This window comes from Embleya hyalina (genome assembly GCF_003967355.1).
Lineage (GTDB): Bacteria > Actinomycetota > Actinomycetes > Streptomycetales > Streptomycetaceae > Embleya > Embleya hyalina.
The window spans coordinates 36,263-55,577 of the sequence record NZ_BIFH01000043.1 but is presented as its reverse complement, the minus strand read 5'-3'; the positions used below and the strand labels follow the sequence as shown (position 1 = coordinate 55,577).

Here is a 19,315-nt window from a genome sequence, read left to right as displayed (position 1 = left end):
TGGGGTGCTCGGCTTCGATGCGCGGCGGGGTTCGGGGTCCGGGTGATGTTCAACCGAAAGGTGCGCTTACCCGAACGACCGAGACGACGACCACGGCGGGGCTTACGTCGTAGGACAAGATGGCGTTCACGAGGGTGATTTCTCGGCGGTCCCGGTCGCCGCGTACCGCTGCGGAGCCGCCGCCGTACGGATCGGACCCGAGGGCCGACTTCGCCGCGCTTTTGATCTCTTGCTTGCGGCCCTCGGCGAGACCCCGCATCCCGCCCTCGGCGTAATCGGTGAACTGTACGAAGAACTTGCTCATGTGATGGGCCTCCCCGGTTCTCCGTCGGCGCCGCGCACACCGCCCAGATCGCCTTGGCGTACGCGTTCCAGCGCCGCCTCTGCCGCGTCCCGGTCCTCCTGGGGAGTGGCCCAGCCCATGATCGCCCGCGCGACGAGGTTCTCCAGGGGCGTGTTGTACATCTCCCGGTCGAATTCCTCGCGTTGCTCTTCGGGGAGTGCCGCACGGATCTCGGCGAGGGTGCCCGGCAATGCGACGACCTTCCCGTCGACTACGTGGGACATGTAGGGGCGCGCGGGTTCGTGCGGCATGGGACGTCGGGCTCCTGTTCGGCTTGCGTACCGGAGAGAACCGTTCCAGGTTCGCACCGCAGTACCGGCCACCGGTAGGCGGCGCGCGGTGACAGGACGTGCGCCGACAGGTGCGCCCGGTGCGCGGTATGGGAGGCACGCCCCGCCGAGGGTGGGCCGGGTCGGTGGGAGGTCGTCAGGCGGCCGGGCCGTTTTGGCAGAGGAGGAGGCCGCCGGTCTGGAGGGTGATGGCCAGCAGGGCCACCGGGATTCCCACCGCGTAGCGGCGGCGGGGGTGGGGTGGGAGGACCAGGGCGAGGAAGGCGACGATGAAGGACAGTACGAACATGCCGAAGACCCAGGGCAGCCTGGTGTCGTACCAGTCGCGGCAGGCCTGATCGGCGCAGGATTCGGTGCCGCCGCCCAGTCCGAGCAGCACGAACAGGTCGGTCATCGCGACCACGACGAACGCGAACAGGCCGCCGACGAACGTCATCGCGCGAGCGAATCCGTGCTCGCCACCGTCGGGGGTGGGAGGCGTGTAGGTCATGCGGCTCACGCTAGGTAGGCGGGGGCGGGCCGAACATCCGTACAAGTACTCACTTCGGCGAGGGCCGCACGGACGACACATCGGCCGCGCGGACGAGGGCCGAGCCCGCACGCCGACGGGCCCGGCGGCGTGCGGGCGGCGACCGGGCGTGCCGCTCGCGGACCGGCCGCCGTGTGGGCGAGGGCCGGGCGTGAAGTCGGTGGCGGCCTCGAGGAGTTGCCCCGGCGACGGCGGCCCCGCCGCCGCCCCTACTCCGCCGGCAGGATCTCCAGCCCCGCGTCCCGCAGCGCGTCGAGCGCGTCCGGATCCGCCGGCCCGCTCGTGATCAGCAGGTCGATGTCCGCCAACGGGCACACCTCCGCGAGTTCGATCCGGCCCAGCTTCGAGCCGTCGGCGACCACGACCCGGCGCCCGGCGGCCCGCAACATCGCACGCTTCGCCTCGGCCTCGGGCAGGTTCACGTTGGTGATGCCGCCCGTCGGGTGCACGCCGTTGCAGCCGAGGAAGACCGTGTCGGCGTGGATCCGCTCCAGGATGTGGTCGCCGAGCGGATTGATCAGCGAGTGCTGGAGCGGTCGCAGCGTGCCGCCGGTGACCACGACGGAGAACCTCGGGATCGCCCGCTCCAACTCCAGCGCGATGGTCAGCCCGTTGGTGAAGACCACCAGGTCGCGCAGGTCCTCGCGGTCCACCAGGGCGCGTGCCACGAAGGTGGTGGTGGTGCCGACGTCCAGGACCACGCTCTCCGACGGCGACACCAGCGCCGCCGCGGCCCGTCCGATCAGCGTCTTCGCGGGCGAGGCCGAGGTCAGCGCCTCCTCGAAGGAGGGCTCGACGCGCGGATCGCGACCGGTGAACATCGCCCCGCCGCGGACCCGGCGCACCCGACCCTGCCGCTCCAGTACCTCCAGATCGGCCCGGACCGTGACGCGCGAGATGCCGAACGCCTCGGCCAGGTCGGTGACCTTGGCGAAGCCGCGATCCGCGATCGTGGCGGCCATCCGGGCGCGGCGGCCTTCGGCGGGCAGACCGTCGGTGTCGTCGTCAGGCATGGGCAGCATCTTGCGGACACCTTCCGAAACTTGTCAAACCGCAGGTGAGGGCGGGTCCGACCGCCGATCGGCAAGTATCGAGCCTACCAAAGCTTTCTAATTGACAAGATTTGGAAAGCTTCGCAAAATGAAAGACATGAAGAAGACGCAGGCCGTCCTGGCCGACGGTCGCGAGATCGTCTACTACGACACGCGGGACGAGGGAGTGCGCACCGCCGTCGACACACGCGACCTCGCCCCCGTGGTCAGCGGCTCCGAGATGCGCTACGACCGACTCCTCGACGAGTGGGTCGTGGTCGCCTCGCACCGCCAGACCCGGACCCACCTGCCCGCCGCCGACGCGTGTCCGCTGTGTCCGTCCACGCCCGAGCGGGCCACCGAGGTGCCCGAGGCCGACTACGAGGTCGTGGTCTTCGAGAACCGTTTCCCGTCGATGTCCGGCGGCGGCGCCGAGCGGGAAGCGCTCGCGCCGGGGTGGGCCGACGACCCGTTCCCGCGCCGGCCGTCGGGCGGGCGCTGCGAGGTGATGTGCTTCACCCCCGAGCACGACGCCTCGTTCAAGGACCTCACCCCCGAGCGGGCCCGCCTGGTGCTCGACGCGTGGACCGACCGCACCGCCGAGTTGTCCGCGCTGCCCGGCGTGGAGCAGGTGTACTGCTTCGAGAACCGGGGCCGGGAGATCGGCGTCACGCTGCCGCACTCGCACGGGCAGATCTACGCCTACCCGTTCGTCACCCCGCGTACGGCCGCCATGATCGCCTCCACCGCCGCGCACCGGCACCGCACCGGCCGCAACCTGTTCGAGGACGTGGTCGCCGCCGAGCGCGCCGACGGGGCCCGGATCGTCGCGGAGAACGCGCACTGGACGGCGTTCGTCCCGGCCGCCGCGCGCTGGCCGTACGAGGTGCACCTGTACCCGAACCGGCGGGTGCCCGACCTGCTCGCGCTGGACGAGGACGCGCGCGCCGCGTTCGGCGGGACGTACCTGGACCTGCTGCGCCGCTTCGACCGCCTGTTCGACGGCGAGCCCGCGCCGTACATCGCCGCGTGGCAGCAGGCGCCGGTGCGCTCCGGGCGGGTCGACTTCGCGCTGCACCTGGAGCTTTTCTCGATCCGCCGGGCGCCGGGCAAGCTGAAGTACCTTGCCGGAAGCGAATCGGGGATGGGCGTGTTCATCAGCGACGTACCGCCGGAGACGGCGGCGGCACGACTGCGGGAGGTCGGCGAATGAGGCTCATGGTCACCGGCGGCGCGGGCTACGTGGGCAGCGTGGTCGCCGCCCACCTGGTCGAGGCCGGGCACGACGTGGTGGTGCTGGACGACCTGTCCACCGGGCATCGCGACGCGGTGCCGGAGAAGGCGGAGTTCGTCCGGGGCCGGGTGCAGGACGCCGCCGGGCACCTCGACGCCTCCTTCGACGCGGTGCTGCACTTCGCCGCCTCGTCCCTGGTCGGCGAGTCGGTCACGCACCCGGGCAAGTACTGGCACAACAACGTCGGCGGCTCGCTCGCGCTGCTCGACGCGCTGCGCACGCACGGGATCGACCGCTTCGTTTTCTCCTCCACCGCGGCGGTCTACGGCGCCCCGGAGGTGTCGCCGATCACCGAGGACGCGCCGAGTGCGCCGACGAACCCCTACGGCGCCTCGAAGGCGGCGGTGGATCAGCTGATCGCGTCGTATTGCGCCGCCTACGGTCTGCGGGCGGTGAGCCTGCGCTACTTCAACGTGGCGGGCGCGTACGGGCGTTACGGAGAGCGGCACACGACCGAGACCCACCTGATCCCGCTGGCGCTCCAGGTACCGCACGGCACGCGCGGTACGGTCGCGCTGTACGGCACCGACTACCCGACGCCCGACGGCACTTGCGTGCGCGACTACATCCACGTCGCCGACCTGGCCGACGCGCACCTGCTCGCGCTGGACGCCACCGCCGAGGGCGGCGCGGCGACCGGACACCTGGTGTGCAACCTCGGGAACGGGACCGGCTTCTCGGTCCGCGACGTGGTGGACGCGGTGCGGGTGGTCACCGGCTGCGCGGTGCCCACGCACGAGGCGCCGCGCCGGGCGGGCGATCCGCCGGTACTGGTCGCCTCCGCCGATCGGGCCCGCGAACTGCTCGGCTGGCGGCCCTCGCGCACCTCCCTGGAGGGCATCGTGGCGGACGCGTGGTCCTTCCTGCGCGAGGGTGAGGCCGGTCGGTGAGCCGGTTCGTCGTCGAGGGGGTCTGGGCGGCCCCGGGCCGGGTCAATGTGATCGGCGAACACACCGACTACAACAACGGGTTCGTCCTGCCGATCGCGATCCCGCACACCGCGCGCGCGTTCGTCGGCCGGCGTACCGACGGTCGGCTGCGGCTCGCGTCCAGTCACGCCGGGAGCGAATCGGTCGACCTCGCGGTCGCCGACCTGACGCCCGGCGCGCTGTCCGGGTGGACGGCGTATCCGGCGGGCGTGGTGTGGGCGATGCGGGCGGCCGGGTACGAGATCGGCGGCGCGGACATCCGGATCGACAGCGACGTGCCGGTGGGCGCGGGCCTGTCCTCGTCGGCGGCGCTGTCCTGCGCGGTCGCGCTCGCCTTCGACGATCTGTACGAACTGGGCCTGGACCGGATCGAGTTGGCCCGGATCGCGCAGCGCGTGGAGACCGACTTCGTCGGCGTACCGGTCGGCATGCTGGACCAGATGGCCTCGCTCGGCTGCGTCGAGGGCCACGCGTACTTCCTGGACTGCCGCGACCTGACGGGCACTCACGTCCCGTTCGACTGCGCGGGCGCGGCCCTGCGCCTGCTCGTCGTCGACACCCGGGCCCGGCACGCGCTGGTGGACGGCGGGTACGCGGAGCGCCGCGCCTCGTGCGAGGAGGCGGCGGCGCTGCTCGGCGTGCCGTCGCTGCGGGAGGTGGCCGACCCGGACGCGGCCCTGGCGGCGCTGCCCGACGGCCCGCTGCGCCGCCGGGTGCGCCACGTACTCACCGAGAACGAGCGCGTGCTGCGCGTGGTCGAGGCCCTGCGAAACGGCGATGTCCGGTCGATCGGACCGGAGTTGACCGCGTCGCACGCGTCGATGCGCGACGACTACACGATCTCCTGCCCCGAGTTGGACACGGCGGTCGACTCCGCGCTCGCCGAAGGCGCCCTCGGCGCCAGGCTGGTCGGCGGCGGCTTCGGCGGTTCGGCGATCGCTCTGGTCGACGAGGCCCGCTGCGAGGCGGTGACTGCCGCCGTCGAGAAGGCCTTCGCGGCCCGCTCCTTCACGCCGCCACGCTTCTTCCAGGCGGTCCCCTCGGCGGGGGCTCGCCGAGAGGGCTGAGCGACGGGCGCACCGGCACCAGGGCCTTCGGAGGGAGGCGGGCCGGTCGGGTATGGCACCGGAGGTCCGTGGCATGGGGGTGGGCCGGGTCGGCGTGGGGGTTCGGGCCACGGTGCGCGGGGTACCCGTGTACATGTTGCCGATTGCCAGGTGGTCGGCCGGCGTGAAATCGGCGGGAAGCGGCCCGAGGCGCGCGCCCGGGCGAGCCGGGGGCCAGGTGTTCGGCGAGGGTGTCGGGGCGCCCGGGTGGATCGGGCCGGGACAGGGCGGGCCCGGTGGTGTGTGGCGGGCCGGGTGTGCCGCCGCCTCCCGGGCCCCCGGGCCCGGGGCCGGCCGGGTCCGGCGGCGCGTCGGTCCGACGACACGCCCGGGCCGCGTTCCGTCGCCCACGCAACCCCGCCGGAGCCGAGTCGGCGTCACTCGACGTCGCCCGCGCCGACCCGCTGCCGCCCCGCAGGACGAGCAGGCTGTCCGCATGCTCGCGGAAGCGCACCATGCGGGACTCGCGCGGCACCCCGAAGGCGTCGAGCGTGGTCGAATCCGCACCCGCGCCGAGGCCGAGTTCGAGCCGGCCGCCGCCGAGGGCGTCCCGGACGGCGGCGTCCTCGGCGAGCCGGAGCGGGTGCTCCATGGTGGCAACCACGACATGGTGGCCACCACGACCGCCGTGCCGAGGGATCCGGGTGGTGCCGCGCGCCCCGGAACGGGTCGTAGCCGAACTCCTCGGCCGTCAGCACCTGTTCGGCGGTCTTCCGCCGGACGGTCCGGGCGTCGCCGAAGCCGGCCACAGAGGTGATGAGACCGAGTCGCACGCACGTCGCTCCCTCCGGCCGCGAGAGTCCGCGAAGGCCGCGGGATCATCCGTTTCCCGCCGGCCCCGGACCGGACGGTTGCCCACGCGCGCCGCTGCCTGCCTCCGCCGCGTACCGTGACGGCATGAGCAACCTCGATACCCGACCGACCCTGACCACGTGCGGTGGCCGGGCCGACGTGTCGGGCGAACCCGTGCGCGAGCTGCTGAAGTCGCGCGATGTACTGCTGGGCGAGAGCCACATGGTCCGTCGCCTGCTGCCGAGCCTGGGTCGGCGAATGATCGGCGCCTGGTGCTTCGTGGACCACTACGGGCCGGACGACATCGCCGACCAGCCCGGCATGCAGGTCCCGCCGCACCCGCACCTGGGCCTGCAGACGGTGAGCTGGCTGCGCGAGGGCACCGTGCTGCACCGGGACAGCCTGGGCAGTCTGGCCACCGTACGGCCGGGCGAGTTGGGATTGATGACGTCCGGGCGGGCCATCTCGCACTCCGAGGAGTCGCCGAAGGAGCACGCCCGACTGCTGCACGGGGCCCAGCTGTGGGTCGCGCTGCCCGACGCGCACCGGCACGTCGACCCGAGCTTCGAACACCACACCGAACTCCCGCAGGCCACCGGTGGCGGCCTGACCGCCACGGTGATCATGGGCACGCTGGACGGCGCGACCTCGCCGGGCACCGCGTACACCCCGCTGGTCGGGGCGGATCTGACGCTGGCGCCGGGCACGGACGTACGGCCGCCGCTGGAGCCGGACTTCGAGTACGCGGTGATGTCGATGTCGGGCGAGGCCGAGGTGGACGGCGTACCGCTGACGCCCGGCGGGCTGCTGTACCTCGGCTGCGGGCGCACCTCGCTGGCCGTCCGCTCCGCGAACGGCGCGGACCTGATGCTGCTCGGCGGCGAGCCGTTCGCCGAGGAGATCGTGATGTGGTGGAACTTCGTGGCGCGCACCGGCGAGGAGATCGCGACGGCGCGCACCGCCTGGGAGAACGGCTCGGACTTCGGCACGGTCACCGGCTACGCGGCGCCCCGGATGCACGCTCCGGAGCTGCCGTCCGTACCGCTGCGGGCCCGGGGACGCGTGCGCTGACCCCGTGACCGGCGGGGTTCGCGGTTCACCACACCGCCCCCGCCCCCACGCCGACCGGGCCGGCTTCCCGGCCCGGTCGGTACCGGCGCCACAGCCCACGGCCACGGGCCACAACGCAGGACTCAGCGAATACCCGCCGCCGTCCGCCGCGCCGCCTCCACGATCTCGTCCAGGTGGCCACCGTGCGCCCCGTGCCAGTACACCCGGTCGCAGGCCCGGCACCGGGCGAACGCGTCCACCTTGTCCAGCGTGCCCGCCTCGACCTCGGACTCGACCTCCTCGCGCGTGGCCGCACGCAGCTCGCCGTTGCACGCCGTACAGCGCGTCCAGGGCGCGAGCGGCAGCGCGAACCGGCGGAGCAGGTCGTCGAGTTGGGCGTCGGCGCGGATCCCGTACACGTACGCCCCGAACCACAGGTTCTTGCGCCGGAGCAGCCCACGGTCCTGGGTGAGCAGCACCCGGCGTTCGGCGTTGGCCTGGATCACCAGGGTCGGGTCGTCGCAGTCGTTGTGATACGCGGTGTCGATCCCGACCAGCCGCATCCGGCGGGCCAGCGCGCCCAGGTGCACGTCGAGCAGGAAGCGCGGCGCCTCGTCGGCGAACTCCGGAATGGCCTGCGGGCGCCGAATCGGCAGCACGTCGACCACCTCGCCGCCCACCGGTCGATATCCCGATGCCACCTCGCGGCCGTCCACGAGCAGTCCGCCCACCTCGGGCAGCGGCGGGCCGACCGATTCGACCAGGTGTCCGAGCGTCGAATCCCCGTCGGCGGGGGCGGTCACCGGCAGCCCGCGCAGGCGCGGCGGCAGGAACTGTTGCAACTCGGCGGGGATCTGAAGCAGCACGTCCGATCGGTTCACCGGGCCAGCATGGCACCGGGGACACCCGCCGCGCCCGTGGTTTCCGAGCACCCCCGCGACGCCCACCCACGCGCGGCTCGATCGGCTCGCACGCGCGCACGCCCGAGGTGTCCGGGTTCCCCGCGAAGAATCGGGCGGGCTTCGGCCGCGGGTTCGGCACGGATGTCCCTTCGGTACCGGCGACCGGGGAATACCGAGGCCACCCGCATTGGGCCGACCGGGCATCGGGTCGTGGAATAACCGGGTGCCCGTCCGCCTTGAAGCACCCGTCGGGACAGACTTCGAAAACTCCGGGAGGCGTCCATGGCTCGCAGTGAGCTTCGTCCGATCGTGAAACTTCGGTCCACCGCCGGGACCGGATTCACCTACGTGACCCGAAAGAACCGGCGCAACGATCCGGACCGGATGACGCTGCGCAAGTACGACCCGGCCGCCGGAAAGCACGTGCTGTTCCGCGAAGAGCGATAAGCACCCGGAAGCAGCCGGAAACACTCGAATTCCGCGCCGAAATCGAAAGGGCCACCCGCTCGTATCGAGCGGGTGGCCCTTCGGCCGTCCCCCTACGCCGGCGACTCGCCCTCGTCGTCCGCCCACGCGTCGTCGCCCACCAGGTCGTGCCACCAGCCGAGTTCGCGCAACACCGCCATCCCGCGCGGCCCGGACGCGGCGAGGCCGGAGACGAGCGCCTTGCGCAGCTGATTCCGCTCGAAATCGTCGGCGTCCCCGAGCAGCGCGAGCAGTTCGCCGGCCGGCGTACCGGGCGCGGCCGACACGGCGGGCGCACCGGATGTATCGGACGCACCCGATGTATCGCACGCACCGGGAGCACGAGGCGCACCATCGACGCCCCGCGCCATCCCCCGATCGTCCAGGTGGTCCATCACGGCCTCGATCCGATCGGGAAATCGGGTCAACCAGTAGGCGATCAACGCCTCCGGCCCCTCCCGAATCAGCCCCCGGTGAAACTCCATCCGCATCAGAGTCAGCCGCTGCCGCTCCTTTTCCAGCGGAATCGCCGCCCGGGCCCGATCCAACTCCGCGCGCACATCGGCCGATATCGACTCCGCCCGCAGGAACGCCCCCACCGGGCGATAGCCGAGCCCGTATTCCGCGAGCACGATCGTGTCCGACAACGCGGCATCGAGCGCACCCTGCAACCGCCCCTCATCCACATCGGCCGCACCATCCGCGCCATCCACATCGGCCGCGCCGTCCGCACCCGCCAGCGCCCCGCGAATCCGGTTCCCCACATCGCGATACACGAAGGCACGGGCGTCCACCGCCCGATGCCGGGCGACCGCCCTCGGATCGTGCACCCACCAGCGCAGCTGTACCTCGACCCGGCCGGACCGTTCCCCCGCCGCGCCGACCCGCACCTCGAACGTACGCACCTCGGCGAACTCGCGGATGGTGACCCACCACACCTCGGCCGCCCGGCGGATCTCCGCGAAGGTCGGCGCCGGACCCACGCTCGACGGCACCGCGAGCACCCGCCGCGCACGCCGGCCCAGGCGGTGGCGCAGGTAGGCGGCCAGGCGCGATCCGCCGACGGGGTGGACCAGGGACAGGGGTTCGTCGATCATGCGCGGGTGCCCCCGTTCGGCCCGAGGATCGGCTCCTCGAACGCCCGGATCGCCGGTTCGAGCACCCCGATGTCGATCACCTCGCCGTTCGGCAACCCCTCGTAGGCGAGCCGCGTCAGGTCGAAGGCGAGTCGTTCCAGCCCGTGGTCGCGCCCCGGACCGAACAGCCGCGTCAGGCCCTCCCGCAGCGCCGAGGCACGGGTCGGATCACCCGCGCCGGCCCCGAGCAGTCGGGTGAACAACCGGGCCACGACGGCATATCCGTCCCGATCCGTGACCGCGTTCCGGACCACCGCCAGGAACCGGTCGTCGGCCGGCGACCCGCCGGCCCCCTCGTCGAGCACGAGGTGCGCGGCCAACTCGGCCGCGGCGGCGGCCTCCTCCCAGTCCTCCACCCGCTCCAGGACCGATTCGGCGCGGATCCCCTCCCGACACAGCGCCGCGATGCCGTCCCGGGCCGCCTCGGCCACCGCACGATCCCCGGTTCGGGCCAGGCGGAGCAGACCGGTCAGGGTCGGGCCGGGATAGACGGAGGCGAGGCCGGGATAGGCGCGGGCGGCCATCAGGCGCAGCCCCGGGTGGGCGCCGTCCCGGCTCCACGCCTCCACCAGATGCCGTACCTGGGTGGCCACCACCGCGTCCTGGGCCGCCGCCTTCAGGGCCGACACCGCCATCGTGCGCCGGGCGCCGGTTCGGGCCCAGCGGTGGATCGGGGCCAGCGGCCGATGCCCCCGACCCCCGGCCATGAACGCGCCCGCGGCCCGGGCCGCGACCCGGTGCACGTCGGCCGGTTGCCGGGGGGTCGCGGCCAACCACTCGACCAGCGGGTCGCGCAGGTCGGGGTAGACGTCCCAGACGTGTTCGCGGACCGACGCCGCCCAGCGCGGCCGGTTGAAGCGGACCACGTCCAGCCGGTAGCGGGCCCCGTCCCGGGTGGCGTCGGCGGCGATCGCGGTCGCGTCGATCAGGTCCAGGCGCGCGGACCTGGCCTGCGGCGGCCACCCGTCGGCCGATGCGGCGGCCGAGGTCGGCAGGTGCTCGGCCAGCATCGCGCGCAGCGCCGCGGCCCGCTCGGCGACGATGCCGTAGTCGTGCCCCTCGAACACCGCGGCGGCGATCATCAACGCCCAGTCGGCACAGGCGGGATGGGCCCGCAACCAGCCGGCCACCGCCACGTGCTCACGATCGCGCAGCGCGTTCAGCACCTGGGTCCTGGTGAACCCGCCGGCGGCGAGGCCGGCCAGTTCGGCGGCGATCCTCGCGGCCCGTTCGGGCCGGCCGCCGTCGGCGCGCACCAGTTCGGCGATGTCCTCGTCCACCAGGTCCAGATGCCGGCGCTCCCAGCCCGGACCCATGCGGTCGGTGAGGTGGCTGCGCAGCACCTGGAGCGGATCGGGTCGGGCGCACGGTACGTGCCAGGGCGCCCAGACGCCGAGCATCGACGCGCCGACGACCGCCGTGGCGACCAGGACGCTGCCGCGTTCGACCAGGCGGCGGCGCAGCAGTTCCAGGTCGTCGCGGGTGTAGCCGGCGAGCGTGTCGGCGCCGACGGAGTCGACCACGTAGCCCCGGCCGCGCTGGATCCGACGGGTGGTCAGGTCTTCCTCGGGATCGAGCGCGATCACGCTCTCCACGTGCTGATCCTGCATCAGGTGCAGGGCCAGCGTGCGTTTTCCGGACCGGGCCTCGCCGGTGAGCAGGATCAGTTGCCGGGACATCATGCCCTGGGCGCGCAGGTAGCCCTTGGGCGGCACGAACGTACGCCGGACCAGGTCGCTCTCCTCCGACCAGATCGGTCCCTCGCGGGCCTGGCGCGGCCGGTGCGGCGCGGCGGGGGGCGAACCCGCGCCGAAGTGGTGCCGGCCGGTCCCGTCGTGGGTGACGATCACCGTCGCGGCCGACTCGGCGGGCCCGAACTCCTCGTCGGGCCAAACCTCGTCGGACCACGTCCCGTCGGCCGGTCCGAGGTCGGTCGGCGACGCCGGCGGGCGGGCCCCGCCGCCGGGTTCGCTCGGTGCGTCGACGTCCTCGGGGGCGGACGGATCGAGCGAGTCGACCGGGTCGAGCGGTCGCTCCTCGGGGTGGGTCATCTCAGACGCCCCGGGCCGGGGCGGCGACGTGCGGATCGTCGTCCGGGTCGCGGTCGTCGCGGGCCGAGCGCGGGGCCTCGGCCGGCGCGGGCGGGCACCGGTGGTGGTCGAGCGGCTCGGCGTCCACGGCGGACGACGACCGGATCGGCGGCAGGTCGGACACGGATTCCCCCTTCGGTGAGCGTGTGACCACGCTGGGCTCGTCGGGTCCACCGTGCCGCAGCCGTGGCGTTCTCGCGGGCTCCGTTCGAATTCGGGACGACGGTTCGTGGCGTCGCGGCCGAGCAATTCGCCACCTTCACTGACGAATCGCCGCCGGCGAGGGAGCATCGCCGCTCACCGCCGGCCATCGCCCCACCGCACCCGGTTGCCCGGCGCGCCGGCCGGGCGGGTCTAGGCTCGTCCGTATGGTGATCACCATCGATCCGGCCTCGTCCGTCGCACCGTTCGAGCAGATTCGGGGGCAACTCGCCGATCAGGCCCGGGCGGGCACGCTGCCCGCCGGTACCAGACTGCCGACCGTACGCGGCTTGGCCGGCGAACTCGGCCTGGCGCCCAACACGGTCGCGCGCGCCTATCGCGAACTGGAGGCGGACGGCGTGATCGAGACCCGGGGCCGCTCGGGCAGCTTCGTCGCCGCGGTCGGGGACAGCGCGCACCGGGCGGCGAGCGAGGCCGCGCTCGGATACGCGCACCGCGCGCACCGACTCGGCCTGACCCGCGCCGAGGCGATCAGCGCCGCGCTGGGCGCGGTCGAGGCGGCCTATACGCGCCAGGGCGTGTCCGCGGGACCCCGGGGCGTGTCCGCAAGCCCCGGCAAAGCTCCCTGAGCCCTTGTCCGACCCGGAAACCGCTATGTGAAAACCCCTGTACGGACGGCCCGGGGCACCGGATCATCGAAATCATGTCGATGCCTCGCCAGACGCCCCGCCCATCGGATGGGGCGCCGAATTCAGCCGGTGACGACCCATCAACGCTGTTGCCCTTCGTGTTCGGACTCGACGACGCGGACACCCCGTACGACGCCGTGGACGGACTCGCCCTCGCCGCCTTCCTGACCGGCGCCCAGCCGTGGGCCAGGACCACCCGACTGGACCGGGTCAAGCCCGGCGCCCGACTCGTCCCGCGCGGCGCCAGAGTGGTCCGCGCCGTGGAGGAGGACGACCGTTCCTCCCAACTCGCCGTCGGTGACGGCTGGACCCTGCGCTCGGTGCGCTGGCGCAGCGGCGGCGGCGAGGTGACCGTGACCGCCGTCGACGAGAAGGTCGGCCGCGCGGTGTTGAAGAAGGCGGTCAAGGGCGCGGCGGCCGACCCGCCGCCCAAGGACGAGGCCGTGGCGATGGGCTTTTGGTACTTCTCCGCCCGGCGCGGCCCGTACCGCACCACCCGGGCGATCACCGCCGCGCCCTGGGAGGACATCCGCCGCAACTACACCGGGCCGACCGCCGGCGCGTTCGACCGGCTGATGAAGGTCACCTCCGACGACGTGTCGGGGCGGCTGATCCTGCTGCACGGGCCGCCCGGCACCGGCAAGACCACGGCGCTGCGCGCGCTGGCCCGCGCGTGGCAGGACTGGTGTCGGATGGACTGCGTCCTGGACCCCGAGGCGCTGTTCGGCGACACCGGCTACCTGATGGACGTCGCGATCGGGCGCGGCGACGAGGACGAGGAGTCGCACGACAAGTCGAAGAAGCAGAAGTGGCGGCTGCTGGTCCTGGAGGACTGCGACGAGTTGATTCGGGGCGAGGCCAAACGTTCGGCGGGTCAGGCGCTGTCCCGGCTGCTCAACCTCACCGACGGCCTGCTCGGCCAGGGGCGCAACGTGATGGTCGCGATCACCACCAACGAGAGCCTGGGCCGGCTGCACCCGGCGGTGGTGCGTCCGGGTCGTTGTCTGGCCCAGATCGATGTCGGCCCGCTGGAATTCGCCGAGGCGCGCGAGTGGCTGGGCACCGCCGACGGCATCGGTACACACGCGACGCTCGCCGAGTTGTACGCGCTGCGCAACGGGGCGGCGCCGGTGGAGATCGAACGGCCCCGGCACGGGGGCGAAGGGTTGTATCTGTAGCGCCGCACCCGGTCCCCGAGCCGATCGGTCGGCTCGGGGACCGGGCGAGAAGGGCCGACTCGGCCCGCGCGGGGCGACCGGCTACACGTCGAGGTCCACCACGACCGGTGCGTGGTCGCTGGTGCCCTTGCCCTTGCGGGCCTCGCGGTCGACGTAGGAGTCGGAGACCGCGGCGGCGAAGGGCGCGTTGCCGTAGACGAGGTCGATCCGCATGCCCTTGTTCTTCGGGAACCCCAGCTCGCGGTAGTCCCAGTAGGTGAACGGCACGTCGTACTTGAGCGCCCGGGGCATCACCTCGCGCAGCCCCACACCCTCCAGCGCGGTGACCGCGTCCCGCTCCGCCCGCGTCACGTGCGTCGAGTTCTCGCCGAACAGCGAGATGTCCCAGACGTCCTTGTCGGTGGGCGCGACGTTGAAGTCGCCGAGCACGGCGAACGGCAGCGGGCCGGCCGCGTCGGCGGCGACCGCGGCACGCAGCGCGCTCAGCCACTCCAGCTTGTAGGCGTAGTGCGGGTTGTCCACCTCACGGCCGTTGGGCACGTACACCGACCAGAGCCGCACGCCGCCGCACGTCGCGGAGATCGCCCGGGCCTCGTGCGGGCCGTCGGCCTCGGGGAAGCCCGGGCCCGGCGTCAGGCCGACGGTGACGTCGTCGAGGCCGACCTTCGACAGGATCGCGACGCCGTTCCAGCGCCCGCCCGCGTTGACGGCCGAGGTGTAGCCGGCCTCCTCCAACTCCTTCAGCGGATACGCCTCGGACGTGGACTTCAGCTCCTGCAGGCACACCGCGTCGGGCGCGGCCCGCTCCAGCCACTCGAGCAGCTTGGGCAGCCGGGCCCCGATCGAGTTGATGTTCCAGGTGGCGACCCTCATGTGAACCTTCCAGGGCGGACGACGGCGATCGGGGCCGCCCGGACGAGTCCGGGCGTGCCCTCGGCCATTCTCCCTCGCCGGGGTGACAGGGCCGGGCGGCTCGCGGCGCGGCGGGTGCGGTAGGCATGGGGCTATGGACACCACTCCCCCGGCCCGCTCCGAGATCGCCGAACTGACCGCCGCGATCGTCGCGTTCTCCGCCGAGCGGCACTGGCAGCCCTTCCACACCCCGAAGAACCTGGTGATGGCGCTCAGCGTGGAGGCCTCGGAACTGGTGGAGATCTTCCAGTGGCTGACTCCCGAACAGGCCGAGGACGTGATGTCGGATCCGGACCGGGGTGAACACGTCCGCGAGGAGATCGCCGACGTCCTGGCCTATCTGCTGAACCTGGCGAACCGGCTCGGCATCGACCCGGCCCAGGCCCTGCGCGACAAGATGGTGAAGAACGCGATCAAGTACCCGCCGGGCGCACCGGGCCTCTAGGGCGTTGTCCGGGAGGTCCCGTCCGGCGGGTCCGGGTGGATCGGGTCCCGGGCGACCGGCGCGCGCGAGGGTGAAGCCGCCGGCCCGGGGAGCGTTTCGGGCCGGCGGGGGATCGTGGTGGGCGGGTCGCCGGGGTCGCCGGACGGGCCGGTGACCCCGGGTCGGGCGCCCCCGAACGCGCCCGCCGACCCCGCCCCGGGACCGGGGCCGTCGACGCCGAGGCTCAGGCGTCGGATCCGGCCCCCGCCCCCAGGCAGGCGTCCATCGCGCGGCGATTGCGTCGGATCTCGGCCGGCGTGCCCTCCGCAACCACGCGGCCGGTGTCCAGGACGGTGACGCGATCGCACAGCGCCTCGATGAAGTCGATCCTTCGATCCACCACGATCAGGCCCACGCCGTCCGCCGCGACCCCCCGCAGCAGTACCAACAGCGCGTCCGTCTCGCGTGCGCTCAGCCCCGCGCTCGGCTCGTCCAGCATCAGCACCCGGGGTACCGCCGCGATGCCCCGGGCGATGTCGAGCAGCCGACGTTCCCCGTACGTCAGCACGTCCGCGCCCCGCCGCTGCCGTCCCCCCGGCCCGACCCGGTCCGTCCCGATGCCCCGTTCCAGGTCCACCCGCGCCAGCAGCGGGTGCAACAACCACGCGGCGAGCAGACCCCGGTGTCGGGTGTCGGAGCGGGCGAGCACGAAGTTGTCCGCGCCGGACAGCGCGCGAACCGGCTGCGGGGTCTGGAACATCCGGACCAGGCCGGCGCGGCGCGAGCGTTCGGGGCTGCCCAGCCGTACCGGCAGGCCGTCCACGAACAGCGCGCCGGTGGCCGGCACCACCCCGGTGAGCGCGTTCAGCAGCGTGGTCTTGCCGCTGCCGGCGGGGCCGACCACGCCGACCACCTCACCACGCTCGACCCACATGGACACCCCGTCCACGGCGGGCATCCCGGCGAACTCCACCCGCAGGTCCCGGGCCCGCAACACGGGTCGCCGGACCCGATCGACGCCGATCGCCAAAGTCGGTTCCGATCCCGAGACGAACAGCGGTACGGGATCCGGGATCTCGCCGTCGGCCGGCGAGCGCAGCGCCCGAATCCGCCCCCGGGCCGAGCGCGCCCGCCGAGCACATCCCGGGTCCGAGCCGAGGCGCGTCGGTCTACGCGCCTCGGCATCGGACCCTCGCCACGGGCGGCGCGCGGGATCGAACGCCATACCTGACACGGCGTCACCCCCCACCCGCGCGCCACCCGTATCGGGAGCCGCACCCGAGCTCGGGTCGACGGTCGAACAGGGCTCCCCCGCCCCGTCCGGCCCCGACCCGGGGACGCCCGGGACGACTCCCGCGCCCCGGCCGAGGGACGCCGACTCCCCTCCTGACCCGGCGTCACCTCCCGGCCACGACACGTATTCGGTACCGGTTTCATACCCACCGGCTCCGTACACCCCGCTCGAGCGCGGCCCGATCGCCGCCAGCCGCGTGGGGTACGGAAGTACGCCCACGTGCCTCGGTAACCGGTGCTCATCGAACGGGAGTTGACTCACCCACGCGGCGACGCGGCCGGGGGCCGCGCCTCCGGGGTCGCCGAACTCGCCCACGGACACGGCCGTTCGGCCGGACTCGCCGGCGCGGGACGGCGCGACTGAGGTGCCCATGGTCAGGACGCACCCGTGCGGGGTGCGCGGACGGGACGGGAGTCGCCGATCCAACCGGCCCACCCGGTGGCCACCAGCTCGGTGTGCGCGGGTGCGCCGCCGTCGGCCGGGGACGATCCCCCCGCCGGACGCGGACGTGGTGTCACCGCCGGCGTCGAGTCTCCGACGCGAGCCGGTGGTGCGACTCGGGTTGCGATCTGTGCTCTGTGCGGTGCCGTCGTACGAGCCATGGGAGCCAACGCCTCTCGCGTCGTCTCCCCGCCCGGCCATCCCCCACGGACTCCCGGATGCGGCACAAGCTAGACCGCAACCCCCGCGCCCCGCAAGGCCCTTGACAGGGAATCGGGATCTGGCGTAGAAGGTTCAGCACAATCTAACAAATGTTAGATAGGTAGTTCGGATCTCCCTGAAGGCATCCCCCACAGAATCAACGGCAACCGCTCCACCTGCGGTTAGGCTGCACGGCACCTGGCAGTACGCGGCAGCAGTCAACCCGCCGGACCGAGAACGGGCGCTCATGGCACGCAGGAAGACGGAACCCGAAGCACTTCCGCGCCGGGAGGTGATCCTGTCCGAGGCCGCCGCACTGTTCGCCCGCAAGGGCGTCGTCGCGTCAACGGTTCGTGAGATAGCCGACGCGTCGGGCATTCTCGCGGGCAGCATCTACCACTGGTTCGGTTCGAAAGAGGACTTGATCGACGAGATCCTCACCGCCGCGATGCGCGACCTCGCGACGTGGTACGACGAGGCGTTCGCCGACGCGCGCACCTCGTCCGACCGGCTGCGCGGACTCGTGCACGCCGCGTTCCGCACCATCGAGCACCACCCGAACGCGGCCGTGATGTACGTCCGCGACTATGCCTACCTGGCCACGCTGCCGCGCTTCGCGCATCTGGCGGCGGACGGCATGCGGGTCCGCGACCTGTGGCTGAACACCCTTCAGGAAGGCATCGATTCCGGGGAGTTCCGCGCGGACCTGGACCCGGAGCTGGCCTACCGCTACCTCGCCTACCCGCTGTGGCTCACGGCCGGGTGGAAGTCGACGATCGACCGGACCCTGTCCGAACTGGAAACCCAATTCACGGCGCTGGTACTCGAAGGCGTCACCCCGAGGAACTGACGAAGCGTCCCGGTCACCGACCGCGCCGGCGCCGGTGAGGTGTCCCGAGCGTTCGCGAAAGGACCACACCATGCACGTCGACGGTTTCATCGCGCCCGGATTCGCGCCCGTACAGGCCGCGTTCGAGGAGAACTTCGCGATTCACGGCGAGGTCGGCGCGGCACTCGCGGTACGACTGCGCGGCGCGCCCGTGGTGGACCTGTGGGGCGGACTGGCCGAACCGATCTCGGGCCGAAGCTGGGAGCACGACACCGTCCAGGTGGTCTGGTCGGTCACCAAGGGCCTGGTCGCGACCTGTCTGGCGATCCTGATCGACCGGGGCCGGCTCGACCCCGCGCTGCCGGTGTGTCGCTACTGGCCCGAGTTCGCGGCGGCCGGCAAGCAGACCGTGACGGTGGCCCAACTGCTCTCCCATCAGGCCGGGTTGCCCTTCCTCGACGAGCCGATCACGCTCGACCAGGTGGCCATGCCCGACGCGCTGGCCGACGCGCTGGCCGCACAGCGCCCCGTCTGGGAGCCGGGTACGGCGCACGGCTACCACGCGGTGACCTGGGGCTTCTACGCGAGCGAGCTGATCCGGCGGGTGGACGGGCGCACGGTCGGCGTGTTCCTGGCCGAGGAGGTGGCCGGACCGCTGGACCTGGACGCGCATATCGGGCTGCCCGCCGCGGAGTTGCCCCGGCTCGCGCATCTGACCACGATCGCCCCGAGCGATCCCGCCCTGCTCGACCTCGGCTCCGAGTTGGGCCGGACGATGCTGGCGCTGCCCGAACTGGCCGCGCCCGGCGCGGATCACGACCCGAGCGTGCTCACCTGGGAGGTGCCCTCGGGTCTGGGCGTCACCAACGCCCGTGCGCTGGCCCGGGTGTACGCGATGCTCGGCGCGGGCGGCACGCTCGACGGGGTACGTCTGCTCTCCGCCGAAACGGTCGCCGACGTGACCTCGACGGTGGTCGCGGGACCGGATCGCATCCTCGGCGACCACACCGCGTTCAGCCTCGGCTTCATGAAGCCGGAGACCACGTTCTTCGCGGTCTCCCCCGACCCCGCCGCCTTCGGCCACCCGGGCAGCGGCGGCCCCCTGGCCTTCGCCGACCCGGCCACGGGCCTCGCCTTCGCCTATGTCACGAACGGCCAGTCCCCACTGAACACGGACGTCCGGGCCGTCGGCCTGATCGAGGCGGTCCGGGAGTGCCTGGGGCGGTAG

At 72.9% G+C, this 19,315-nt stretch carries 21 protein-coding genes; 10 read left to right on the top strand and 11 right to left on the bottom strand.

All coding sequences use genetic code 11. The features are described from left to right. Positions 1 to 49 precede the first annotated feature (49 nt). From EMA17_RS42465 to EMA17_RS42450, 4 genes are all read right to left on the bottom strand, one after another. Positions 50 to 304 (bottom strand): hypothetical protein, encoded by a 255-nt coding sequence (locus EMA17_RS42465; protein ID WP_126642596.1) that lies wholly within the window; start codon positions 302 to 304, stop codon positions 50 to 52. Further along, the gene (locus EMA17_RS42460; protein ID WP_246127254.1) at positions 301 to 594 is read right to left on the bottom strand and encodes a hypothetical protein; all 294 of its coding nucleotides are present in this window, start codon (positions 592 to 594) and stop codon (positions 301 to 303) included. Before EMA17_RS42460 ends, EMA17_RS42465 begins: the two co-directional genes overlap by 4 nt. 175 nt (positions 595 to 769) lie before the next feature. Continuing rightward, positions 770 to 1,123: a hypothetical protein gene (locus EMA17_RS42455; RefSeq protein WP_126642595.1), complete on the bottom strand. Its 354-nt coding sequence runs from the start codon at positions 1,121 to 1,123 to the stop codon at positions 770 to 772. Between the two features lie 248 nt (positions 1,124 to 1,371). After that, the gene (locus EMA17_RS42450; protein WP_246127253.1) at positions 1,372 to 2,175 is read right to left on the bottom strand and encodes a DeoR/GlpR family DNA-binding transcription regulator; all 804 of its coding nucleotides are present in this window, start codon (positions 2,173 to 2,175) and stop codon (positions 1,372 to 1,374) included. A gap of 136 nt (positions 2,176 to 2,311) precedes the next feature. On the opposite strand from EMA17_RS42450, the gene galT reads away from it, so the two are divergent. From galT to galK, 3 genes are read left to right on the top strand one after another with little or no spacing between them, the layout of a single operon-like run. Beyond that, on the top strand, positions 2,312 to 3,406 hold the full coding sequence (galT, locus tag EMA17_RS42445) for a galactose-1-phosphate uridylyltransferase (RefSeq protein ID WP_126642593.1): 1,095 nt from the start codon (positions 2,312 to 2,314) through the stop codon (positions 3,404 to 3,406). A gap of 5 nt (positions 3,407 to 3,411) precedes the next feature. Next, entirely contained in the window at positions 3,412 to 4,377 is a 966-nt protein-coding gene (galE, locus tag EMA17_RS42440; RefSeq protein ID WP_126642663.1) for a UDP-glucose 4-epimerase GalE, read from the top strand. After that, positions 4,374 to 5,483 (top strand): galactokinase, encoded by a 1,110-nt coding sequence (galK, locus tag EMA17_RS42435; RefSeq protein WP_126642592.1) that lies wholly within the window; start codon positions 4,374 to 4,376, stop codon positions 5,481 to 5,483. The genes galE and galK overlap by 4 nt, the downstream gene beginning before the upstream one ends. On the opposite strand, the gene EMA17_RS56205 is transcribed toward galK, so the two are convergent. Continuing rightward, positions 5,425 to 6,126 carry an LLM class flavin-dependent oxidoreductase gene (locus EMA17_RS56205; protein ID WP_371863128.1) on the bottom strand — a complete coding sequence of 234 codons (702 nt, stop codon included), beginning with the start codon at positions 6,124 to 6,126 and terminating at the stop codon, positions 5,425 to 5,427. The two genes, galK and EMA17_RS56205, sit on opposite strands and share 59 nt — an antisense overlap. A gap of 293 nt (positions 6,127 to 6,419) precedes the next feature. Between EMA17_RS56205 and EMA17_RS42425 the strand changes: the two genes are divergently transcribed. Next, the gene (locus tag EMA17_RS42425; RefSeq protein WP_126642590.1) at positions 6,420 to 7,385 is read left to right on the top strand and encodes a pirin family protein; all 966 of its coding nucleotides are present in this window, start codon (positions 6,420 to 6,422) and stop codon (positions 7,383 to 7,385) included. A 122-nt stretch (positions 7,386 to 7,507) separates the two neighbouring features. Here the strand turns inward: EMA17_RS42425 and EMA17_RS42420 are convergent, their stop codons facing one another. Then, complete coding sequence (locus tag EMA17_RS42420; protein ID WP_170222345.1) at positions 7,508 to 8,245, bottom strand: Mut7-C RNAse domain-containing protein; 738 nt, start codon at positions 8,243 to 8,245, stop codon at positions 7,508 to 7,510. Positions 8,246 to 8,548: 303 nt separating this feature from the next. Between EMA17_RS42420 and rpmG the strand changes: the two genes are divergently transcribed. Beyond that, positions 8,549 to 8,713, top strand: coding sequence for a 50S ribosomal protein L33 (gene rpmG / locus EMA17_RS42415; protein ID WP_078977190.1), 165 nt, complete (start codon positions 8,549 to 8,551; stop codon positions 8,711 to 8,713). A gap of 92 nt (positions 8,714 to 8,805) precedes the next feature. Here rpmG and EMA17_RS42410 read toward each other — a convergent pair whose 3' ends face one another. From EMA17_RS42410 to EMA17_RS52250, 3 genes are read right to left on the bottom strand one after another with little or no spacing between them, the layout of a single operon-like run. Then, complete coding sequence (locus EMA17_RS42410; protein WP_126642589.1) at positions 8,806 to 9,828, bottom strand: hypothetical protein; 1,023 nt, start codon at positions 9,826 to 9,828, stop codon at positions 8,806 to 8,808. Further along, complete coding sequence (locus tag EMA17_RS42405; RefSeq protein ID WP_126642588.1) at positions 9,825 to 11,918, bottom strand: hypothetical protein; 2,094 nt, start codon at positions 11,916 to 11,918, stop codon at positions 9,825 to 9,827. Before EMA17_RS42405 ends, EMA17_RS42410 begins: the two co-directional genes overlap by 4 nt. A gap of 1 nt (position 11,919) precedes the next feature. Then, positions 11,920 to 12,081 (bottom strand): hypothetical protein, encoded by a 162-nt coding sequence (locus EMA17_RS52250; protein WP_160161766.1) that lies wholly within the window; start codon positions 12,079 to 12,081, stop codon positions 11,920 to 11,922. 244 nt (positions 12,082 to 12,325) lie between these two features. Between EMA17_RS52250 and EMA17_RS42400 the strand changes: the two genes are divergently transcribed. Continuing rightward, positions 12,326 to 12,748, top strand: coding sequence for a GntR family transcriptional regulator (locus tag EMA17_RS42400; protein ID WP_126642587.1), 423 nt, complete (start codon positions 12,326 to 12,328; stop codon positions 12,746 to 12,748). Between the two features lie 80 nt (positions 12,749 to 12,828). Next, complete coding sequence (locus tag EMA17_RS42395) at positions 12,829 to 13,986, top strand: DUF5925 domain-containing protein (RefSeq protein ID WP_371863131.1); 1,158 nt, start codon at positions 12,829 to 12,831, stop codon at positions 13,984 to 13,986. An 81-nt stretch (positions 13,987 to 14,067) separates the two neighbouring features. Here the strand turns inward: EMA17_RS42395 and EMA17_RS42390 are convergent, their stop codons facing one another. Further along, on the bottom strand, positions 14,068 to 14,859 hold the full coding sequence (locus EMA17_RS42390; protein ID WP_126642586.1) for an exodeoxyribonuclease III: 792 nt from the start codon (positions 14,857 to 14,859) through the stop codon (positions 14,068 to 14,070). Positions 14,860 to 14,992: 133 nt separating this feature from the next. Between EMA17_RS42390 and EMA17_RS42385 the strand changes: the two genes are divergently transcribed. Beyond that, the gene (locus tag EMA17_RS42385; protein ID WP_126642585.1) at positions 14,993 to 15,343 is read left to right on the top strand and encodes a nucleotide pyrophosphohydrolase; all 351 of its coding nucleotides are present in this window, start codon (positions 14,993 to 14,995) and stop codon (positions 15,341 to 15,343) included. A 223-nt stretch (positions 15,344 to 15,566) separates the two neighbouring features. Here the strand turns inward: EMA17_RS42385 and EMA17_RS52245 are convergent, their stop codons facing one another. Then, on the bottom strand, positions 15,567 to 16,352 hold the full coding sequence (locus tag EMA17_RS52245) for an ATP-binding cassette domain-containing protein (RefSeq protein WP_160161765.1): 786 nt from the start codon (positions 16,350 to 16,352) through the stop codon (positions 15,567 to 15,569). Between the two features lie 1,153 nt (positions 16,353 to 17,505). On the opposite strand from EMA17_RS52245, the gene EMA17_RS42375 reads away from it, so the two are divergent. Further along, positions 17,506 to 18,108 (top strand): TetR/AcrR family transcriptional regulator, encoded by a 603-nt coding sequence (locus EMA17_RS42375; RefSeq protein WP_126642583.1) that lies wholly within the window; start codon positions 17,506 to 17,508, stop codon positions 18,106 to 18,108. A gap of 70 nt (positions 18,109 to 18,178) precedes the next feature. After that, positions 18,179 to 19,315: a serine hydrolase domain-containing protein gene (locus EMA17_RS42370; protein ID WP_126642582.1), complete on the top strand. Its 1,137-nt coding sequence runs from the start codon at positions 18,179 to 18,181 to the stop codon at positions 19,313 to 19,315.

Bases quoted from the DNA above. Each gene is read 5' to 3' on its own strand.
- EMA17_RS42465 (WP_126642596.1), bottom strand. From the start codon at position 304: ATGAGCAAGTTCTTCGTACAGTTCACCGATTACGCCGAGGGCGGGATG.
- EMA17_RS42460 (WP_246127254.1), bottom strand. From the start codon at position 594: ATGCCGCACGAACCCGCGCGCCCCTACATGTCCCACGTAGTCGACGGG.
- EMA17_RS42455 (WP_126642595.1), bottom strand. From the start codon at position 1,123: ATGACCTACACGCCTCCCACCCCCGACGGTGGCGAGCACGGATTCGCT.
- EMA17_RS42450 (WP_246127253.1), bottom strand. From the start codon at position 2,175: ATGCCTGACGACGACACCGACGGTCTGCCCGCCGAAGGCCGCCGCGCC.
- galT (WP_126642593.1), top strand. From the start codon at position 2,312: ATGAAGAAGACGCAGGCCGTCCTGGCCGACGGTCGCGAGATCGTCTAC.
- galE (WP_126642663.1), top strand. From the start codon at position 3,412: ATGGTCACCGGCGGCGCGGGCTACGTGGGCAGCGTGGTCGCCGCCCAC.
- EMA17_RS42425 (WP_126642590.1), top strand. From the start codon at position 6,420: ATGAGCAACCTCGATACCCGACCGACCCTGACCACGTGCGGTGGCCGG.
- rpmG (WP_078977190.1), top strand. From the start codon at position 8,549: ATGGCTCGCAGTGAGCTTCGTCCGATCGTGAAACTTCGGTCCACCGCC.
- EMA17_RS42410 (WP_126642589.1), bottom strand. From the start codon at position 9,828: ATGATCGACGAACCCCTGTCCCTGGTCCACCCCGTCGGCGGATCGCGC.
- EMA17_RS42405 (WP_126642588.1), bottom strand. From the start codon at position 11,918: ATGACCCACCCCGAGGAGCGACCGCTCGACCCGGTCGACTCGCTCGAT.
- EMA17_RS42400 (WP_126642587.1), top strand. From the start codon at position 12,326: ATGGTGATCACCATCGATCCGGCCTCGTCCGTCGCACCGTTCGAGCAG.
- EMA17_RS42395 (WP_371863131.1), top strand. From the start codon at position 12,829: ATGCCTCGCCAGACGCCCCGCCCATCGGATGGGGCGCCGAATTCAGCC.
- EMA17_RS42390 (WP_126642586.1), bottom strand. From the start codon at position 14,859: ATGAGGGTCGCCACCTGGAACATCAACTCGATCGGGGCCCGGCTGCCC.
- EMA17_RS42385 (WP_126642585.1), top strand. From the start codon at position 14,993: ATGGACACCACTCCCCCGGCCCGCTCCGAGATCGCCGAACTGACCGCC.
- EMA17_RS42375 (WP_126642583.1), top strand. From the start codon at position 17,506: ATGGCACGCAGGAAGACGGAACCCGAAGCACTTCCGCGCCGGGAGGTG.
- EMA17_RS42370 (WP_126642582.1), top strand. From the start codon at position 18,179: ATGCACGTCGACGGTTTCATCGCGCCCGGATTCGCGCCCGTACAGGCC.